The sequence below is a fragment of the Gracilibacillus xinjiangensis genome, from assembly GCF_042651765.1.
In the GTDB taxonomy this organism is placed as follows: domain Bacteria; phylum Bacillota; class Bacilli; order Bacillales; family Amphibacillaceae; genus Gracilibacillus; species Gracilibacillus xinjiangensis.
This window is the reverse complement of record NZ_JBHSDT010000008.1, coordinates 847,923-866,113: the sequence shown is the minus strand read 5'-3', so window position 1 is coordinate 866,113 and position 18,191 is coordinate 847,923. Positions and strand designations below refer to the sequence as shown.

The window sequence follows — 18,191 nt, the reverse complement described above, 5'->3', positions numbered from 1 at the left end:
CATGTATACTTATGGAAGTAACTTTCAACACTTGAAAGGATTAAAGTATGGCACAAAAGATTATTGTTATTGTTGGACCGACAGCAGTCGGAAAAACAGCTTTAAGTATTGAAGTAGCAAAACAGTTTAACGGAGAGGTAATTAGCGGCGACTCCATGCAAGTTTACCGCGGCTTAGATATTGGTACAGCGAAAGTAACTACTGAAGAAATGCAGGGGATCCGACATCATTTAATTGATATTTTAAATCCCGGCGAAAATTTTTCAGTAGCAGACTTTCAGTATCGAGTTCGCGAGTGTATCAGTGATATTCATTCCCGGGGTAAACATGTGATTATTGCTGGTGGGACAGGCTTATATATTCAATCAGTCCTTTATGATTATCATTTTAGTGAACAAGCTAGAAGCAGTGCTTATCATCAAAAGATAGAAGATGAAATTAAAAAGGATGGTATCCAGTCTGTATATAACAGATTGAAAATGGTTGATCCAGACCAAGCTGCAAAGATTCATCCAAACAATGAGAGAAGACTAATTCGAGCATTAGAGATTTATGATCGTACCGGGATAACAATGTCAGAGCAGCAAGAACAACAAAATGAGTCGATTTATGACCATTATATTGTCGGTTTAGAAATGGATCGGACAATACTATATAATCGAATTAATCAGAGAGTTGACGATATGCTGAAAAAAGGTTTAGTTAATGAAGTTCAGCAAATGGTTGATCAGGGGTTAGAGAATACTCAAGCAATGCGAGGGATAGGCTATAAGGAAATTCTGCCATATGTTAAAGAGGAAGTACCACTTGAACAAGCGGTCGAATTATTAAAAAGGAATTCCAGAAGGTTTGCGAAACGTCAATACACATGGTTTCGCAATAAAATGAACGTTCATTGGTATGACATTCTTCCTGAAACGAAGGATGAAGTTTTTCAAAATATTTTAACAGATTTAGAAGGATTCTTTAGAAAAAAATAGAATTAGTATTCATAGAGAAAAAATGAGGAGGATACATAATGTCTCAATCAGTTAATATTCAAGACCAATATTTAAACCAGCTTAGAAAAGAAAGAATTCCTGTTACTGTTTTCCTTGTAAATGGATTCCAGGTGAGAGGAATTGTTAAAGCTTTTGACAATTTTACAGTTCTTATAGAAGTGGAAGGAAAACAACAACTCATTTTTAAACACGCGATTTCCACTTTTGTTCCAGCTAAAAATGTTAATTTAGATAAAGAATAGAACGATGGCGCTATTATCTTTTAATAGCGCCATTTCTTATATTATAATATAAAACGATTCATATTCTATTCACTTTTTTCAGAAACTAAGCGAAAACTAATCAAAGTAGGTGTCCAAAATAGAAAAGGTTTTAGTAATTTCCGTAATGAAAGATAAACTGGATGAGGAAAGGTTTCAGTACTCCATAAATGAATTAAAAGCATTAGCTAATACAGCTGATGGAACTGTTGTTGAAACGATTATTCAAAAGAGAGTAACACCTCATCGTGCCACATATCTCGGTGAAGGAAAATTACAAGAAGTTAAAGGTATATGTGAAGCAGAAGAGATTGATGTAGTGATTGCTAATGAAGAGTTATCAGGAAGTCAAATTAGAAACTTGCAGGAAGAGTTACAAATCCGTGTAATTGATCGGAGTCAACTTATTCTTGATATTTTTGCAAGTAGAGCTAGAACGAAAGAAGGGAAATTACAAGTAGAATTAGCCCAGTATGCCTATATGTTACCAAGGCTTCATGGTCAAGGTACAGAGTTATCACGATTAGGTGGGGGTATTGGTACAAGAGGACCTGGTGAAACTAAGTTAGAAACGGATCGAAGACATATCCAGCGCAGAATGGATGAGATTAAGCAGCGGTTAAAATCGGTTGTGAACCAAAGAGAGCAATATAGGGATAACAGGAGAAAAAACCAGTTATTTCAAATTGCTGTTGTTGGTTATACGAATGCAGGAAAATCTACATTGTTTACTAACTTGACGAAAAGCGAATCATTACAGGAAAATAAGTTATTTGCAACATTAGATCCCTTAACACGTAAAATGCATCTACCGAGTGGATTAGAAGTGATTTTAACTGATACGGTAGGTTTTATTCAAGACCTGCCCACTGCACTAATAGCTGCCTTCCGGTCAACCCTGGAAGAGGTAAAAGAATCAGATCTTATATTACATGTGATAGATGTTGCAGCACCTGACCGGGATAATCATGAGTCTACCGTTATAAGGTTATTGGAGGAATTAGAAGCGGACAACATTCCAATCATAACAATTTACAATAAAAAGGATTTAATCAATGGTGAACACTTTGTCCCGAATACTCATCCGTACATGTTGTTAAGTGCCCTAGAACATAGTGACTTAGATGAACTTAAAATCCAGATAGAAAATATTATAAGAGAGTTATGGGAACCTTACCACTGTTTAGTACCAGAAGGATATGGTAAAGTCCTTGCTAAGTTAAAGCAGCATACTATTATTGAAGAGGAGAAGTATCGATCAGAATTGTCAGGATATAAAGTGAAAGGATTCGTTGATTCCAATCATCCGGTAATGAAAGAGATAAAGGAGTATCACCAGGAATGAAATCATTAGAGAAAATAAAAGCAACAGAAAGAACGATTTCTCATATTTTTGAAGAAATCGCTGATGTAGAATTATTTAATCAAGAAAAGGTTTTAGCAGCTTTTCGTGAAAATAAAGTAAGTGACAGTGACTTTAACCCTACAACAGGTTATGGTTATGATGACTACGGCCGGGATAAATTAGAATCGGTTTATGCTTCTGTTTTCAAAGCAGAAGATGCATTAGTTAGACCGCAAATTTCATCAGGTACGCATGCTATTACAACAGCTTTATTTGGTGTGTTGAGGCCTGGAGATCAATTGCTGTATATTACAGGTAAACCATACGATACATTGGAAAGTGTCATTCAGTCAGAAGAGAAGGATATCGGTTCATTAGCAGACTTTGGTATCGACTATCAATCAATTCCTTTAAAAGATAATACGATTGATATGGATTCAGTTAGAAAAAAGATGAGCAGAAATACAAAAGTTGTCGCAATTCAACGTTCAAAAGGATATGATAATCGACCATCCATTTCGATGAAGGAAATGAAAGAAGTAATCTCGAAAGTTCGCGAAATAAATAGAAATGTTATTATTTTTGTCGATAATTGTTACGGAGAGTTTGTTGAAAAAGCAGAACCAATTGAAATTGGTGCAGATCTTATTGCGGGATCATTAATTAAGAACCCTGGTGGCGGAATTGCAAGGACAGGCGGTTATGTTGCTGGTACAAAAGAGCTCGTCGAAAAGGCAGCCAATCGTTTAACTGCTCCCGGTATCGGTAAAGAAATTGGTGCAAGTTTAGGGATGTTGCAAGAGATGTTTCAAGGGCTGTTCCTCGCACCCCATATTGTTAGTGAAGCTCTACGTGGAGCGATTTTCACTTCAAAATACTTATCTGATCATGGCTATCAAACTGAACCACACTTTCAGGAGAAAAGAACAGACCTGATTCAATCAGTGATCTTCCGGACAGCAGATGAAATGATAGCTTTTTGCCAATCAATTCAGGAGCAATCACCAATTAATGCCCATGTTACTCCATATCCGGCACCAATGCCTGGTTACAATGATCAAGTGATTATGGCTGCAGGTACGTTTATGCAAGGAGCAAGTCTTGAATTAACAGCAGATGGACCGATCAGGCCGCCATATACCGCATATGTACAAGGCGGATTAACCTATGCTCATGTTAAATTAGCTGTTGTAAGAGCTTGTGATAAATTAAATATTAGATGATCAAATAAAGTAGTCGCGTCAAATAACACTCATGTAAGTTTACCTAACATCTCTTGACAATTTTGTTGCGGGTTGTGTATAATAAATTTATAAGTTAATAGAAAGAGGTGAGGATGTGAGCGATTTAGATAGACGTTCGATGCCATTATTCTCTATTGGAATTGTTAAATCATTAACAGATTTAACCGCAAGACAAATTCGCTATTATGAGCAGCATCAACTCATTCATCCTTCTCGTACTGAAGGGAATCAGCGGCTCTTTTCCTTTAATGATGTCGATCGGCTCTTAGAAATTAAGGAGTTGATTGAGAAGGGTATTAACTTAGCTGGCATAAAGCAAGTTTTATTAATGAAAGATATGCCGAAGACTGATGAAAATGAGAAAGAGAAAGCACCTGAGTTATCTGAAAAAGAATTGCGTAAAATCCTGCAGAAAGAACTTCTGGATGCTGGGAGATTAGGTAAAACATCGTTAAGACAGGGAGAGTTATCACGATTCTTCCATTAAAATATAAAGGAGAGTATATAAATGGGAATAACTAAAGAAGAAATCAAAAAAAGAATTGAAGAAGAAAATGTAAAATTTATTCGTCTACAGTTTACAGATCTTTTAGGAACAATTAAGAATGTAGAGATTCCTCTAAGCCAACTAGACAAAGCTTTAGATAACCAAATGGTATTTGATGGTTCATCTATCGAAGGTTTTGTACGAATTGAAGAATCAGATATGAAATTGTATCCGGATTTAGATACTTTCGTAGTTTTCCCTTGGACATCTGAAAAAGGTAAAGTAGCGCGTTTAATTTGCGATATTTACAACACAGATGGTACTCCATTCGATGGTTGCCCGAGATATAATTTAAAACGCAACTTAAAAAGAGCAGAGGAACTTGGATTTACTTCATTTAACATTGGTACTGAGCCTGAGTTTTTCTTGTTTAAACTGGATGCGCAAGGTGAGCCAACACTTGAGTTAAATGATAAAGGTGGTTACTTTGACCTTGCACCAACAGATTTAGGTGAAAACTGCCGCCGTGATATCGTGTTAGAACTGGAGGAAATGGGGTTTGAGATTGAAGCATCTCACCATGAAGTAGCACCAGGTCAACATGAAATTGATTTTAAATATTCCGAAGCAATTAAACATGCTGATGATATTCAAACATTTAAATTAGTAGTTAAAACTATCGCTCGTAAGCACGGTTTACATGCAACGTTTATGCCAAAACCACTTTTCGGAGTGAACGGTTCTGGTATGCACTGTAACATGTCCTTATTTAAAGGAAAAACAAATACATTCTTAGACGAAAATGGACCACTTCAATTAAGTGAGACAGCTTATCAGTTTATTGCAGGTATTATTAAGCATGCACTTTCATTTACTGCTGTTACAAACCCAACAGTAAACTCTTATAAACGTTTAGTACCTGGTTATGAAGCACCTTGTTATGTAGCGTGGTCTGGTGCTAATAGAAGTCCACTAATTCGTGTGCCAGCTTCACGTGGTTTAAGTACACGTGTAGAAGTTCGCAGTGTAGACCCTGCTGCTAACCCATACTTAGCATTATCTGTATTATTAGCATCTGGTTTAGATGGTATTGAGAATAAACTGGAGGCTCCTAAAGCTGTTGACCGTAATATATATATTATGGACAAAGAAGAAAGAGAAGCAAATGGAATTGTTGACTTACCAGCAACTTTAGCGGATGCATTAGAAGAGTTGAAGAAAGACGAAACAATTATTGAAGCACTTGGTGAGCACTTATTTGAACATTTTGTTGAATCAAAAGAAATCGAATGGGATATGTTCAGAACACAAGTTCACCCATGGGAAAGAGAACAATATATTCAAACATATTAATCTAGTAAACTCCTTGATGCCGTTGGTGTCAAGGAGTTTTTGTTTGGATAAGTAACTTGTTAGGTAATTATGGATGGAGAGCTAGAGAATATCCGTAATAGTCTATTAAATTTTTAATCCATGTAGATATGTGCAGTGATGAGTCAGATAATTTAGCAAGTGAAAAGAGTAAGTATGAAGTGAGTAAGAATAATGTATTGGAGTATCTAGACGCAAATAACATACCAGAAGAAGTAAAAAATCTATACCCGGTATACGAAACCTACAATGGCCTGCACCCCAAATATATAAAGGAAGCCATTACGATTTTTGCGGAGTCTGACCCAATAGTCAATCAAGTTCAGTTGACATCAGTCAACATCGATTACAAACGTTAGAGGAGTTTTTAAGCTATTATGATGGGGAAGGTTTTGAAGTAGACGGAGTGAACTATTTAGTGAATGATGAAATGATTATCATTCTAACTGGTCTTTCCCTGTTAGAATACATTATTAATGAAGGCACTATATTATCAACTGCAATTGACCTTTTTAACGTGGCGAAAGCTAAACTGATACCTGCAGAATAAGTTGGTACACACTATACTCGTGCAAAAGCTCTCGAGACTTTAACAGTTTTTAAAAACGTAAAAGTCTTTTCGAAAAATCAGTGGAATATTTTACTGCTGATAGTTCAGTATTCTAGTAATTCATGAGAAGGAGAGCCATAGTATTTATGCATAACCCTGACACTATTGTGGCAGAGTTTACTTGTATAGGGGTACCAACCAGAACAATTTGATATGACATTCGTTAAAAAGGCCAGTATTTGACATCAGAAGTGCCTGATATTTTTAATTTTGATCGTTTTACTACATAAAGATACATGTGAATTTCTTGCCACCAAATACTTTCAATTTTGCTTTAATAGCTGTAACCACCAACGTAGGAACTACCAACTATTATTAACAGAATGAATAGGACAACAATTAAAGCAAAGCCAGAACCGTAACCTCCACTCGCGCCCATTATATAACACCTCCTCAACTTAGATAGTATCATTATATGAAAAGTTGAATGAAATGCGTCGGCTTATGTCATATTCCTAAGGATGTTTTAGCAATAAGCTTGACTTTCACTGTATTTAAAGGAGAAAAAATGATAGTCAATAAATCATCAAAATAGGATTATTAATTATTCTATTTATTACTAGTTCATTATCCATTTCAACAGTAGTGTTCTAGTCATAAATTATACTTATAATGAAAACTGGAATAGTTATATATTGCCATTCTAAGTTTTCAATGAAGGGAGGGTATAATTTGACTATTATATTAGGTCCAGTAACGATTAATAGCAACGAGGGTATTATAGTCAGTAATACTTTAAATACTTGTCCAACATTTATAAGTAAAACTGTTGCCGGTGCTGGCAGTTTCAACACAGGGTATTGGATTAAAACAAATACTAATATAAATAGATCTTCTTCAATTGATCCAGATATAAATGATGCAAATATAGCTGAAAATATTTAAAAGGTTAATAAAAAAAGGAGGTTCTCGAAAAATGTCATGTTTTTTCTTTGGTCCTGTCACAATTAATAGTAATGAAGGGTTAATAGTAAAACAAGCGATACATGCATCTCCTACTTCTACAAGTAAGGTAGTTACTGGATCTGGAAGCTTTAATACTGGTTTTTTTACTATGAATAGTAATGGAGTAAGCACAAGTCATACGTTTGATCCGGATGCAGAGGATTCAAATATTTTAGATACAATAGAGACAGATGTTGGTGAAATTTGATAGAGGAACTGTTGCGGGAATTTGCCAAGAAGTTAATTGTAAAAGCTGTGTCGGTATAAGTACCAGTCATAAGATATAAAATAAGAAACGAAATATCTGAGCTTTGAAACCCTTTCTCTATAAGTGAAAGGGTTTATATGTTCCTAATACCAAATTCTTATGGTGGAAAGTTAACCGTTATAAAGGAGACTCAAAGACAGTTAGTCATGAAACTGAATATATTTCAATAATTCAAGACAGGCAGAATACAATAATGGATGTTCTGCTTAATCTGATGCTAAGTAAAAAATTCTACATATTCCTATGTAGAATTTTCCCTATTACTCTATAGATGTCTATATAAACCTACTACTTTCCCTAGAATACTGACATTATCATAAAGAAGCGGCTCCATTGTCGCATTTTCGGGCTGCAAACGGATATGGTCCTTTTCTTTAAAGAAACGTTTGACAGTTGCTTCACTATCTTCCGTCATTGCTACAACAATATCCCCATTTACTGCTGTATTTTGTTGTTTAACAATTACCTTATCTCCATCAAGAATCCCTGCCTCAATCATACTATTTCCTTCAATTATCAGAACAAATATTTGATCGCCGCTATGTACATCAGTGCTGGGAATCGGAATATATTCTTCAATGTTCTCTACTGCTGTAATAGGTAAACCTGCTGTAACTTTACCGATTACAGGAGCAAAAGCAGCTTCCGTTTTTGGAATTTCATTATCATTTTCCTGTGATAATACTTCAATTGCCCTGGGTTTGGTAGGGTCTCTTCTTATGTACCCCTTTTTTTCCAATCTCGCTAAATGACCATGCACAGTAGAACTGGAAGCAAGACCTACTGCTTGCCCAATTTCACGCACAGACGGCGGATATCCTTTTAAATCTACTTGTTCTTTAATATATGCAAGGATCTGTTCCTGTCTTTTTGATAGATTAGTCATAATCAATACTCCTTTAACGTATGATTTGTTAGGAATATTATAACATACGTTCGGAATAATCACAAACATTCGTTCGAAAATACTTGACAAGAACCTTTGTTCGTATATAATGGAAATACGAACAAAGGTTCTCTGGAGGGATAAAAATGATAAAGAAAATTTCTAAAGTTGATTTATTCTATTTGATTTCTTTTGTTGTGGGGATTATCTTTTTATATAGTTCATTTATTTGGAATGTATAAACAAAGAGATCAAGGAGTCGTTAAAATTTTGAATGCAATCATTTATTGCCGTGTTAGTACGGATAAAGAGACACAGGAGAGTTCAATACATAGACAGGCAGAAGAACTTAGCCGGTTTGCTAAAGAAAAAGGTTATAATATTGTGAAAATAATTAAGGAAAAGCAAAGTGGCTACGAGATTGAAAGAGAAGGTGTGTTTGATCTTTTAGAACTTTTTCAACAAAAAAAAGCGAATATTTTACTAATACAAGATGAAACTAGATTAGGAAGAGGGAATGCTAAAATTGCATTGCTCCATCAGCTAGCAAAGATGAATATTACTATATTAACTATTGCACACAGCGGGAAATTAGAACTCTCTGAAGGTGATTCAATGGTATTGCAAATAGTATCGATTGTAGAAGAATATCAGCGTAAATTACATAATGCGAAAATTAAGCGGGGAATGAGGAAAGCGATAAATAATGGATACAATCCTGCCAATAACCTTTCCAACCAACATTTAGCGCAAGGTAGAGAACGGAAGGAATTTCCCATTGAGGAAGTGGTACGACTAAGGGGGAACAACCTGACCTTTGCAGAAATTACTTCTATACTGCAAGGAATGGGTTACAATGTCTCAAAGGCAACAGTTCATCGTCGATACCAAGAACACGAATTGCTTGATAAAAATAAAATGAGTGATTTACAATGAAGAGAGTGTACAAATAATATGTATACTCTTTTCTATTATTTTGAGATAAAGGAGTAAAATAATGCTTTCTAATGATAAAATTGCAAGAATTAATGAATTGGCAAATAAAGCTAAGAAAGAAGAACTAAGTCCAGAGGAAAAAAAAGAACAACAGGCATTACGTCAGGAATATTTAAAAAATGTGAGAAAGTCATTCAAAAACCATATGAAAGGAATGACTGTCATTGATCCAAATGGGAACGATGTCACTCCGGATAAATTAAAGCAACTTAAATCAAAGAAATAGTGTACACTATTTCTTTGATTTTTATAAAAAAACGAGACATAATTACAAAAAATTAGCTTTTTTTAAAGGAGATACTTGTCTAATCTTCGTTTTCGTTATAGGATTATAGATGTGCGTACATATATTGTTTTGAAAGGGGAAATAAAAATGTCAACTCAAATTGAACAAATGTCTATAAATACAATTCGTACATTGTCAATAGACGCTATTGAAAATGCTAATTCCGGTCATCCAGGTTTACCAATGGGTGCTGCTCCGATGGCTTACACACTATGGACAGAGCATATGAACCAAAACCCTAAAAACTCTAAATGGTTTAATCGTGACCGATTTGTATTATCTGCAGGTCATGGTTCAATGTTACTGTACAGTTTATTACATCTGGCTGGATATGACCTTCCGATTGATGAGCTTAAAAAATTCCGTCAATGGGGCTCTAAGACACCTGGTCACCCAGAAGTACACCACACTGACGGTGTGGAAGCGACTACTGGTCCATTAGGCCAAGGGATTGCAATGAGTGTCGGTATGGCAATGGCTGAGAAACATTTATCAGCAAAATACAATAAAGATGATTTTAATGTGGTTGATCACTATACTTTTGCACTTGTAAGTGATGGTGACTTAATGGAAGGTATTTCTCATGAAGCAGCATCTCTTGCAGGGCATTTAAAATTGGGTAAATTAATTGCACTTTATGATTCTAACGATATCTCACTAGATGGAGAGTTAAATAAAGCATTCTCTGAAAATGTAGAGGATCGTTTTAAAGCATACGGTTGGCAAGTAATTCGTGTAGAAGATGGAAACGATACAAAAGCAATTTCTAAGGCAATTGCTGAAGCAAAACAAAATACTGACCAACCAACATTGATTGAAGTAAAAACAATTATTGGCTTTGGTTCGCCAAATAAATCAGGTTCTGCTGCATCACACGGTGCACCACTTGGAGCGGATGAAGTTACCTTAACCAAAGAAGCATACAAATGGGGCCATGAACCATTCCAAGTACCGGAAGAAGTATATGCTGACTTCGAAACGAAAATTGTTGAGAAAGGTCAGTCCGCAGAAAAAGAATGGAACGATTTATTTGATGCTTACAAAAATGCATATCCTGAATTAGCAAAAGAATTAGACGAGGCAATGCAAAATAAATTACCTGAGGGCTGGGACAAAAATTTACCGGTTTATGAGACAGGTAGCAGTGCAGCAACTCGTGCAACCTCTGGAGAAGTTTTAAACGCAATCGCTAAAACCGTACCGTCTCTATTCGGTGGTAGTGCAGATTTAGCTGGTTCCAATAAAACCAACTTAAAAGATGCGGGAGATTTCTCAGCAAATGAAGCCGATAAGCGCAATATTTGGTTTGGTGTACGTGAGTTTGCGATGGCAGCTGCACTAAACGGTATGGCACTGCATGGCGGGTTAAAGGTATTTGGTGGAACATTCTTTGTATTCAGCGATTACTTACGTCCGGCTGTTCGTTTGTCAGCAATTCAAAACTTGCCTGTCACGTATGTATTAACGCATGATTCTATTGCGGTAGGGGAAGATGGTCCAACACATGAACCTGTGGAGCAATTGGCTGCATTCCGTGCCATGCCTAATCTTTCTGTCATACGTCCAGCTGATGGAAATGAGGTACAGGCTGCATGGCGTTTAGCGATTGAATCAACTGATCAGCCGACAGCGCTTGTGTTAACACGCCAGAACCTTCCGACACTTGAAGGAACTGCAGAAAATGCATATGAAGGTGTGAAAAAAGGTGGCTATGTTGTTAGTCCATCAACGAAAGATACTCCTGATGCAATCCTTGTTGCTACAGGTTCTGAAGTACAGTTAGCTGTAAAGGCACAAGCAAAATTAAAAGAAGATGGAAAAGATGTAAGTGTTGTGAGTATTCCATCATGGGATCGCTTTGACAAGCAAGATGCTGCTTACAAAGAACAAGTGCTTCCAAGTGCTGTTAAGAAACGTGTGGGAATTGAAATGGCTTCTTCACTAGGCTGGGAGCGTTATGTAGGATCTGAAGGTGCGATTATTGCAATCGATACTTTTGGTGCATCTGCTAATGGGGATAAAGTCATCGAAGAGTATGGATTCACTGTTGAAAATGTTGTAAAACATGTAAATGACTTATTCTAAGTTATAGAAAGAAATCCTTAGCATAATCTGCTAAGGATTTCTTCATCTAATACAAAGATTGCTTGTATTATGATTCGACATTTACTATACTGTATGAGAGAGAATTTGAAGGAGGAACAAACGGATGAGCACTATTCTTTGGATTATTTTCATCGTGGTTGCACTTCTAGCCGGCGTTGCTCTCGGCTTTTTTATCGCGAGGAAATATATGATGAACTATTTAAAGAAAAACCCGCCAATTAATGAACAAATGTTACGGACATTAATGATGCAAATGGGACAAAAACCATCGCAAAAGAAAATTAAGCAGATGATGCGTGCGATGAATAACCAGGTGGATAATAAATAATGTAACATATTTGTCGAAATAGAATCCTTGCTTATTTCAAGCAAGGGTTTTATGCTATTTATAGACCAATTACGATTTGGAGTGACAGTATGACTGATATAAATGTGTTTATTGCCTTTGGCGCCGGGTTTCTGTCATTTATCTCACCATGTGTATTGCCATTATACCCTGCATTTTTATCCTATATTACTGGTATGAGTGTAAATGATATTAAAGAAGAGCAAGGAATGTTTAATTATAAAAGTATTATTCACACACTATGCTTCCTGCTTGGATTTTCCAGTATTTTTATCTTGCTAGGGTTTGCTACAAGTTTTATTGGAGAGTTTTTATTCAGATGGGATGATTTAATCAGGCAAATTGGTGCAATACTAATTATATTCTTCGGTTTGGTGATTGTTGGAATACTCAACTTTTCATTTTTAATGAAAGAGAAGAAATTTCATTTTAAAAATCGTCCTGCAGGTTTTATCGGTTCATTTATTATTGGAATGGCATTTTCATTAGGGTGGACACCTTGTACAGGACCAATTCTAATGGCTGTTATCTCCCTTGCTGCAACTGATACGGAAGCCGGTCTAATATTAATGACGGCTTACTCATTAGGTTTTTCTGTGCCATTTTTCATCCTTGCTTTCTTTATCGGAAAAATGCAATGGATCAAAAAAAATGCTCAAAAACTGGTCAAAATCGGTGGATATGTTATGATATTTATGGGGTTCTTTTTATTCTTCGATTTAATGACTAAGTTAACCTCTTTTTTAGCAGGATTTTTTGGTTTCCAAGGTTTTTAATAAAATTACATAATAGAGATTCACGGAGAGGAGTATTATTATGATGGTAAGAACGAATGATCTTATTTTAAGAACAATGACGATTTTAATTTCGTTTATTTTGCTTGGTTTTTCTGTATATATCTTTTTAGCTGGACATAATGCACCAGGCGGCGGTTTTATTGGTGGATTAATGACCTCTGCAGCTATCGTATTAATGTACATGGCTTATGGATATGAAGCAGTGAATAAAATTTTGCCAATAAACTACCGTCTTTTAATCGGGTTAGGTTTAATCATTGCATTCACTACAGCAGTGGGCTCTTTCATATTTGGCCAGCCATTCTTAAGTCAAACATTTGACTATTTTCATTTTCCGATATTTGGCGAGGTAGAGTTGGCGACCGCGCTATTATTTGATATTGGAGTATATTTTACCGTTATTGGAGTAACCCTTACGATTGTTTTAACAATATCTGAAGATCAATAAAAAAACGCAATGACAGCACAGAATATTCTATGAATTTCTATGTGCTTTCATTGCGTATTTTTTGTTACTGTAATTTTCAGGCGAAAGTTCAAATAGGTATAAATATTGGTCAATGTCAATGTTCTTTTCTTCTAACTTTTTTTTAAGAAATTTATGGTCTCTTTTTGGTGTTGCCAATATATAACCCTCAATTAGTATGTCCTGTGAAATACTTTTCTTTTTGCGATCTAAAGCAATTTGTCCAATTTTAGCCGCTATCTTTTGCCTGGCCACATCACGAAACAACTCAGGTACTGGTGAAATCAAGTCTTCCAGAAAGGCTTTTTCCGGCTGATGCCATAAATGCTTTGAACGTTTTACATAATGTTTCTCCCAATCAAGATCTGATTTCCCGTCTTGTTTAGGAAGGCTTTTTAAGAATTTTCTGAACATAAAATAACCGCCTATGGTTAGTAAACCAATTAAAATAAATGTCCATGTTACTATAAACATCGAGAAACCAAATGACATAATTAATCCCTCACACTTTCTTTTTTTGATATTTTCATTATCAAGAAGATTTTCAATTTATCTAAATTATAGTAATATAACATTGAATAATAAATATAAGTCATGTATTTACATTTTTCTCATATTATTTTAGTAGATCATTAAAATTATAGCAAGATTTTCATCTCATTACATGTGTTTAATTGCCTAAACAACTCAAGAATTAGGTGCAAAAGTACGGAGAGGAGGGGAATGTTGATGAATCATGTTGACTTAGTGAATAAAAATAATGAATTAAAGGTTGACAAGATAATTACGTGTATTTCCCAATTACCAGCAGAAGTCTTAGAAGTTGTTGAGAGGTCTGGATTTGATTTAATTACTCTTAGCGATTTCTCTGGCCAAATTACATTCGTATCGGATTCTGTAGAAAATGTTCTTGGATATTCAAAAGGAGATTTATTAGGAAAATCTGTATTTCGCTATATTTTACAAGATGATAAAAAATACATTGATCAACATTTTAATCGCAGTTCAAATACACCGCAAAAATACTACGTACATATTAGACACCAGTTGGGAAAGTATATCATTTTTGAATCCAATATGTCTGTTGTAGAATGGCCAGAAGGTCATAAGCAAATATTGACTGTTTCGAAGGATATTTCAGATAAGAAGCAAGCTGAGGAAATTTTTATTCGGTCTGAAAAGATGTCGATTGCCGGGCAATTGGCTGCAGGCATTGCCCATGAGATAAGAAATCCTTTGACATCTTTAAGGGGGTTTATCCAATTATTACAAGCAGGTATGGAGAACAAGGAAGCATACTATAAAATAATGATGGATGAGATAGAAAAAATTAATACCATTACATCTGAGTTACTCTTTATTTCTAAACCTATGACAGATGAAAAATCTGAAGAAAGTGTTACTGAGATGGTTTCTGATGTGATCACATTACTAAAAACACAAGCGAACTTATTTAACATTGATCTTTTACTTGATATTCAGGATGATGTAGTAATCTATTGTGATCGGTCACAATTAAAACAAGTTTTTATAAATTTAATTAAAAATGCAATCGAAGAAATGACGAATGGTGGAGAAATCTTAACAACAATAAAAAAGTCGAACAATTTTTGTATTGTGGAGATCATCGATCAAGGGCCAGGAATACCTAATCATCTTATACACAAATTAAAAGAGCCCTTTTTCACAACGAAAAAGAATGGAACAGGGCTGGGATTAATGATATCTAACCAAATTATAGAAAATCATCATGGATTACTAGAGATACAATCGGAAGCAAATGTAGGTAGCACATTTAGTATACATTTACCATTATAAATCAAAAATTAAACCTATTATTTACAAAAAGATCTAATAAACTGCTAAATCCAATGATTTTTTACATTGAAACATTTTACTTATAAACCGATTTCATTTAAAATAGTAAGGTGCATACTATAAGTATAGTATCTATAAATATGAATTAAGCAAGATTAGGTCTAACATTTTTGAAGGGGGTAACTTATTCAGATGACAAACGAGAATGCATTTCAAGCAAAAAAGAAGTTTGAATTGAATGGAAAAAAGTACAATTATTATGAATTAAAAGCATTGGAGAATGCTGGACTTGGTAAAATAGAACGTTTACCTTTCTCAATTCGTGTATTACTTGAATCATTAGTTCGTCAATATGATGGACATGTTATTAAGGATGAACATGTAAAGAGTCTAGCAAACTGGGGAAATGGTAAGGCAGAAGATGTTCCTTTTAAACCATCCCGTGTTATTTTACAAGATTTCACTGGTGTACCTGCAGTAGTAGACCTTGCTTCACTTAGAAAAGCAATGGTAGACATGGGAGGTTCACCGGATGCTATCAACCCGGAAGTTCCTGTAGATTTAGTTATCGACCACTCTGTACAAGTGGATGAATATGGTACAAAGCAGGCATTACAAGCAAATATGGAGTTGGAATTTGAACGGAATGCAGAAAGATATGAATTCTTAAATTGGGCACAGAAAGCGTTTGACAACTATCGTGCCGTTCCGCCAGCAACAGGTATTGTTCACCAAGTAAACCTGGAATATCTGGCAAATGTTGTCCATGCAGTCGAGAGTGGTAATGGAGAATATGATACATTCCCTGATACTTTATTTGGAACTGACTCACATACAACTATGATCAATGGTCTCGGAGTACTAGGCTGGGGTGTTGGTGGTATTGAAGCAGAAGCAGGTATGCTTGGACAACCTTCTTACTTCCCGGCACCAGAAGTAATCGGTGTTAAATTTACTGGCAGCTTTCCGAATGGAACAACGGCAACAGACTTGGCTCTTAAGGTAACTCAAGTTTTACGTGAGAAAAAAGTAGTTGGAAAATTTGTTGAGTATTTCGGTCCTGGATTAAAAGACATGCCGCTTGCAGATCGTGCTACCATTTCTAACATGGCACCAGAATACGGAGCTACATGTGGTTTCTTCCCGGTTGATGCAGAAGCACTGAACTATTTAAGATTGACAGGTAGAAGTGAAGAACACATTGCATTAGTTGAAAAATATTGCAAAACAAATAACTTATGGTATTCTGCGGACCAGCCAGACCCGGAATTTACGGATCTAGTAGAAATTAATCTATCAGAGTTAGAACCTAACTTATCTGGTCCGAAACGTCCACAAGATTTAATTCCTTTATCTAATATGCAAGATGAATTTAATAAAGCAATTACTGCGCCTGCGGGTAACCAAGGGTTTGGTTTAGATGCTTCCGAATTTGATAAAGAAGTGGAAGTTAATCATCCAAATGGACGTAAATCTGTCATGAAAACCGGAGCGGTTGCAATTGCTGCAATTACATCATGTACAAATACTTCTAATCCATATGTTATGCTCGGTGCAGGGTTACTTGCGAAAAAGGCAGTAGAAAAGGGGTTGGAAGTCCCTGCATATGTAAAAACATCTCTAGCACCTGGTTCAAAAGTTGTTACTAGTTATTTAGAGAACGCAGGTTTAATGCCGTATTTAGATCAGCTAGGATTTAACTTAGTAGGTTATGGATGTACTACATGTATTGGAAACTCTGGACCATTACGTGAGGAAATTGAACAAGCAATTGCAGATAATGACTTAACAGTTGCATCAGTATTGTCTGGTAACCGTAACTTTGAAGGGCGAATTCATCCGCTAGTTAAAGCTAATTATTTAGCTTCACCACCTTTAGTAGTAGCATACGCATTAGCTGGTACAGTTGATGTTGACCTTAAAAATGATCCATTAGGTAAAGATAAAGATGGAAATGATGTGTACTTTGATGATATTTGGCCATCTATGGATGAAGTTCGTGAACAAGTTGGTAAAGTAGTTACACCGGAAATCTTCCGTAAAGAATATGAAAATGTATTTGAATCAAATGAAAAGTGGAATGCGATTGAAACAACTGACCAGCCTTTATATTCTTGGGATGATAAATCTACTTATATCCAAAACCCTACATTCTTTGAAGGACTTTCAAAAGAAGCGGGTAAAGTAAATAGATTATCTGGTATGCGGGCAATTGGTAAGTTCGGTGATTCTGTAACAACTGACCATATTTCACCAGCAGGTGCAATTGCAAAAGATATGCCTGCAGGTAAGTATTTACAAGAAAATGGTGTATCACCTCGTAACTTTAACTCATACGGTTCTCGTCGTGGTAATCATGAAGTAATGATGCGTGGTACATTTGCTAATATTCGTATTAAGAATCAATTGGCACCAGGTACAGAAGGTGGCTATACTACTTACTGGCCAACTGATGAAGTGATGCCGATTTACGATGCTGCAATGAAGTACCAGCAAGATGGTACTGGACTGGTTGTTCTAGCTGGAAATGATTACGGGATGGGCAGTTCTCGTGACTGGGCTGCAAAAGGAACGAACCTTTTAGGCATTAAAACGGTTATCGCTCAAAGCTTTGAACGTATTCACCGCTCAAACCTTGTAATGATGGGTGTTCTCCCACTACAATTTAAAGAAGGTGAAGGTGCTGATTCACTAGGGTTAACTGGTAAAGAGACATTTGAAGTTCAAATTGATGAAACAGTTAAGCCGCGAGATCTTGTAAAAGTTGTTGCAACTAGTGAAGATGGCAAAATAACAGAGTTTGAAGTAATTGCCCGTTTTGATAGTGATGTGGAAATTGATTACTATCGACATGGTGGAATTCTTCAAATGGTCTTACGTAATAAATTAGCTAACTAATAGTAAAAGAGACAGTTTATGTTCATGTAAACTGTCTCTTTTTTTACGTGTTGGATCACTT

The 18,191-nt window shown here is 35.6% G+C and carries 21 protein-coding genes; 18 read left to right on the top strand and 3 right to left on the bottom strand.

The window, feature by feature from the left end:
- Positions 1-47: 47 nt before the first annotated feature.
- From miaA to ACFOY7_RS15620, 8 genes are all read left to right on the top strand, one after another.
- Positions 48-980: a tRNA (adenosine(37)-N6)-dimethylallyltransferase MiaA gene (gene miaA, locus ACFOY7_RS15655; protein WP_390253230.1), complete on the top strand. Its 933-nt coding sequence runs from the start codon at positions 48-50 to the stop codon at positions 978-980.
- 38 nt (positions 981-1,018) lie between these two features.
- Positions 1,019-1,243, top strand: a complete 225-nt coding sequence (hfq, locus tag ACFOY7_RS15650; protein ID WP_089738049.1) for an RNA chaperone Hfq — start codon at positions 1,019-1,021, stop codon at positions 1,241-1,243.
- A gap of 109 nt (positions 1,244-1,352) precedes the next feature.
- Positions 1,353-2,606 carry a GTPase HflX gene (hflX, locus tag ACFOY7_RS15645; protein WP_390253228.1) on the top strand — a complete coding sequence of 418 codons (1,254 nt, stop codon included), beginning with the start codon at positions 1,353-1,355 and terminating at the stop codon, positions 2,604-2,606.
- On the top strand, positions 2,603-3,829 hold the full coding sequence (locus tag ACFOY7_RS15640; RefSeq protein ID WP_390253226.1) for a methionine gamma-lyase family protein: 1,227 nt from the start codon (positions 2,603-2,605) through the stop codon (positions 3,827-3,829). Before hflX ends, ACFOY7_RS15640 begins: the two co-directional genes overlap by 4 nt.
- A 139-nt stretch (positions 3,830-3,968) precedes the next feature.
- The gene (locus ACFOY7_RS15635; RefSeq protein WP_390254135.1) at positions 3,969-4,337 is read left to right on the top strand and encodes a MerR family transcriptional regulator; all 369 of its coding nucleotides are present in this window, start codon (positions 3,969-3,971) and stop codon (positions 4,335-4,337) included.
- Positions 4,338-4,358: 21 nt separating this feature from the next.
- On the top strand, positions 4,359-5,690 hold the full coding sequence (gene glnA / locus ACFOY7_RS15630) for a type I glutamate--ammonia ligase (protein ID WP_390253224.1): 1,332 nt from the start codon (positions 4,359-4,361) through the stop codon (positions 5,688-5,690).
- A gap of 128 nt (positions 5,691-5,818) precedes the next feature.
- A complete protein-coding gene (locus ACFOY7_RS15625) occupies positions 5,819-6,067 on the top strand; it encodes a hypothetical protein (protein ID WP_390253222.1) in 249 nt (82 codons plus the stop codon).
- Between the two features lie 47 nt (positions 6,068-6,114).
- Positions 6,115-6,258: a hypothetical protein gene (locus tag ACFOY7_RS15620; RefSeq protein ID WP_390253220.1), complete on the top strand. Its 144-nt coding sequence runs from the start codon at positions 6,115-6,117 to the stop codon at positions 6,256-6,258.
- 334 nt (positions 6,259-6,592) lie between these two features.
- Here ACFOY7_RS15620 and ACFOY7_RS15615 read toward each other — a convergent pair whose 3' ends face one another.
- Positions 6,593-6,697: a YjcZ family sporulation protein gene (locus ACFOY7_RS15615; RefSeq protein WP_390253219.1), complete on the bottom strand. Its 105-nt coding sequence runs from the start codon at positions 6,695-6,697 to the stop codon at positions 6,593-6,595.
- Positions 6,698-6,990: 293 nt separating this feature from the next.
- Between ACFOY7_RS15615 and ACFOY7_RS15610 the strand changes: the two genes are divergently transcribed.
- Positions 6,991-7,203: a spore germination protein gene (locus ACFOY7_RS15610; protein ID WP_390253217.1), complete on the top strand. Its 213-nt coding sequence runs from the start codon at positions 6,991-6,993 to the stop codon at positions 7,201-7,203.
- A gap of 31 nt (positions 7,204-7,234) precedes the next feature.
- Entirely contained in the window at positions 7,235-7,471 is a 237-nt protein-coding gene (locus tag ACFOY7_RS15605; protein ID WP_390253215.1) for a spore germination protein, read from the top strand.
- A gap of 325 nt (positions 7,472-7,796) precedes the next feature.
- Here the strand turns inward: ACFOY7_RS15605 and lexA are convergent, their stop codons facing one another.
- The gene (lexA, locus tag ACFOY7_RS15600; protein WP_390253213.1) at positions 7,797-8,417 is read right to left on the bottom strand and encodes a transcriptional repressor LexA; all 621 of its coding nucleotides are present in this window, start codon (positions 8,415-8,417) and stop codon (positions 7,797-7,799) included.
- A gap of 270 nt (positions 8,418-8,687) precedes the next feature.
- Between lexA and ACFOY7_RS15595 the strand changes: the two genes are divergently transcribed.
- From ACFOY7_RS15595 to ACFOY7_RS15570, 6 genes are all read left to right on the top strand, one after another.
- On the top strand, positions 8,688-9,353 hold the full coding sequence (locus ACFOY7_RS15595; RefSeq protein WP_390253211.1) for a YneB family resolvase-like protein: 666 nt from the start codon (positions 8,688-8,690) through the stop codon (positions 9,351-9,353).
- Positions 9,354-9,414: 61 nt separating this feature from the next.
- A complete protein-coding gene (locus ACFOY7_RS15590; RefSeq protein WP_390253209.1) occupies positions 9,415-9,639 on the top strand; it encodes a DUF896 domain-containing protein in 225 nt (74 codons plus the stop codon).
- A gap of 147 nt (positions 9,640-9,786) precedes the next feature.
- Positions 9,787-11,784, top strand: coding sequence for a transketolase (tkt, locus tag ACFOY7_RS15585; RefSeq protein WP_390253207.1), 1,998 nt, complete (start codon positions 9,787-9,789; stop codon positions 11,782-11,784).
- A 124-nt stretch (positions 11,785-11,908) separates the two neighbouring features.
- The gene (locus ACFOY7_RS15580; RefSeq protein ID WP_089738060.1) at positions 11,909-12,133 is read left to right on the top strand and encodes a YneF family protein; all 225 of its coding nucleotides are present in this window, start codon (positions 11,909-11,911) and stop codon (positions 12,131-12,133) included.
- An 89-nt stretch (positions 12,134-12,222) separates the two neighbouring features.
- Complete coding sequence (locus tag ACFOY7_RS15575; RefSeq protein ID WP_390253205.1) at positions 12,223-12,927, top strand: cytochrome c biogenesis CcdA family protein; 705 nt, start codon at positions 12,223-12,225, stop codon at positions 12,925-12,927.
- 43 nt (positions 12,928-12,970) lie between these two features.
- Entirely contained in the window at positions 12,971-13,396 is a 426-nt protein-coding gene (locus ACFOY7_RS15570; RefSeq protein ID WP_390254133.1) for a Na(+)/H(+) antiporter subunit B, read from the top strand.
- Between the two features lie 27 nt (positions 13,397-13,423).
- Here the strand turns inward: ACFOY7_RS15570 and ACFOY7_RS15565 are convergent, their stop codons facing one another.
- Positions 13,424-13,906 (bottom strand): DUF2621 family protein, encoded by a 483-nt coding sequence (locus ACFOY7_RS15565; RefSeq protein ID WP_390253203.1) that lies wholly within the window; start codon positions 13,904-13,906, stop codon positions 13,424-13,426.
- A gap of 237 nt (positions 13,907-14,143) precedes the next feature.
- Between ACFOY7_RS15565 and ACFOY7_RS15560 the strand changes: the two genes are divergently transcribed.
- A complete protein-coding gene (locus tag ACFOY7_RS15560; protein ID WP_390253201.1) occupies positions 14,144-15,232 on the top strand; it encodes an ATP-binding protein in 1,089 nt (362 codons plus the stop codon).
- Positions 15,233-15,424: 192 nt separating this feature from the next.
- Positions 15,425-18,130, top strand: a complete 2,706-nt coding sequence (gene acnA / locus ACFOY7_RS15555) for an aconitate hydratase AcnA (RefSeq protein ID WP_390253200.1) — start codon at positions 15,425-15,427, stop codon at positions 18,128-18,130.
- The last annotated feature ends 61 nt before the right edge of the window (positions 18,131-18,191 follow it).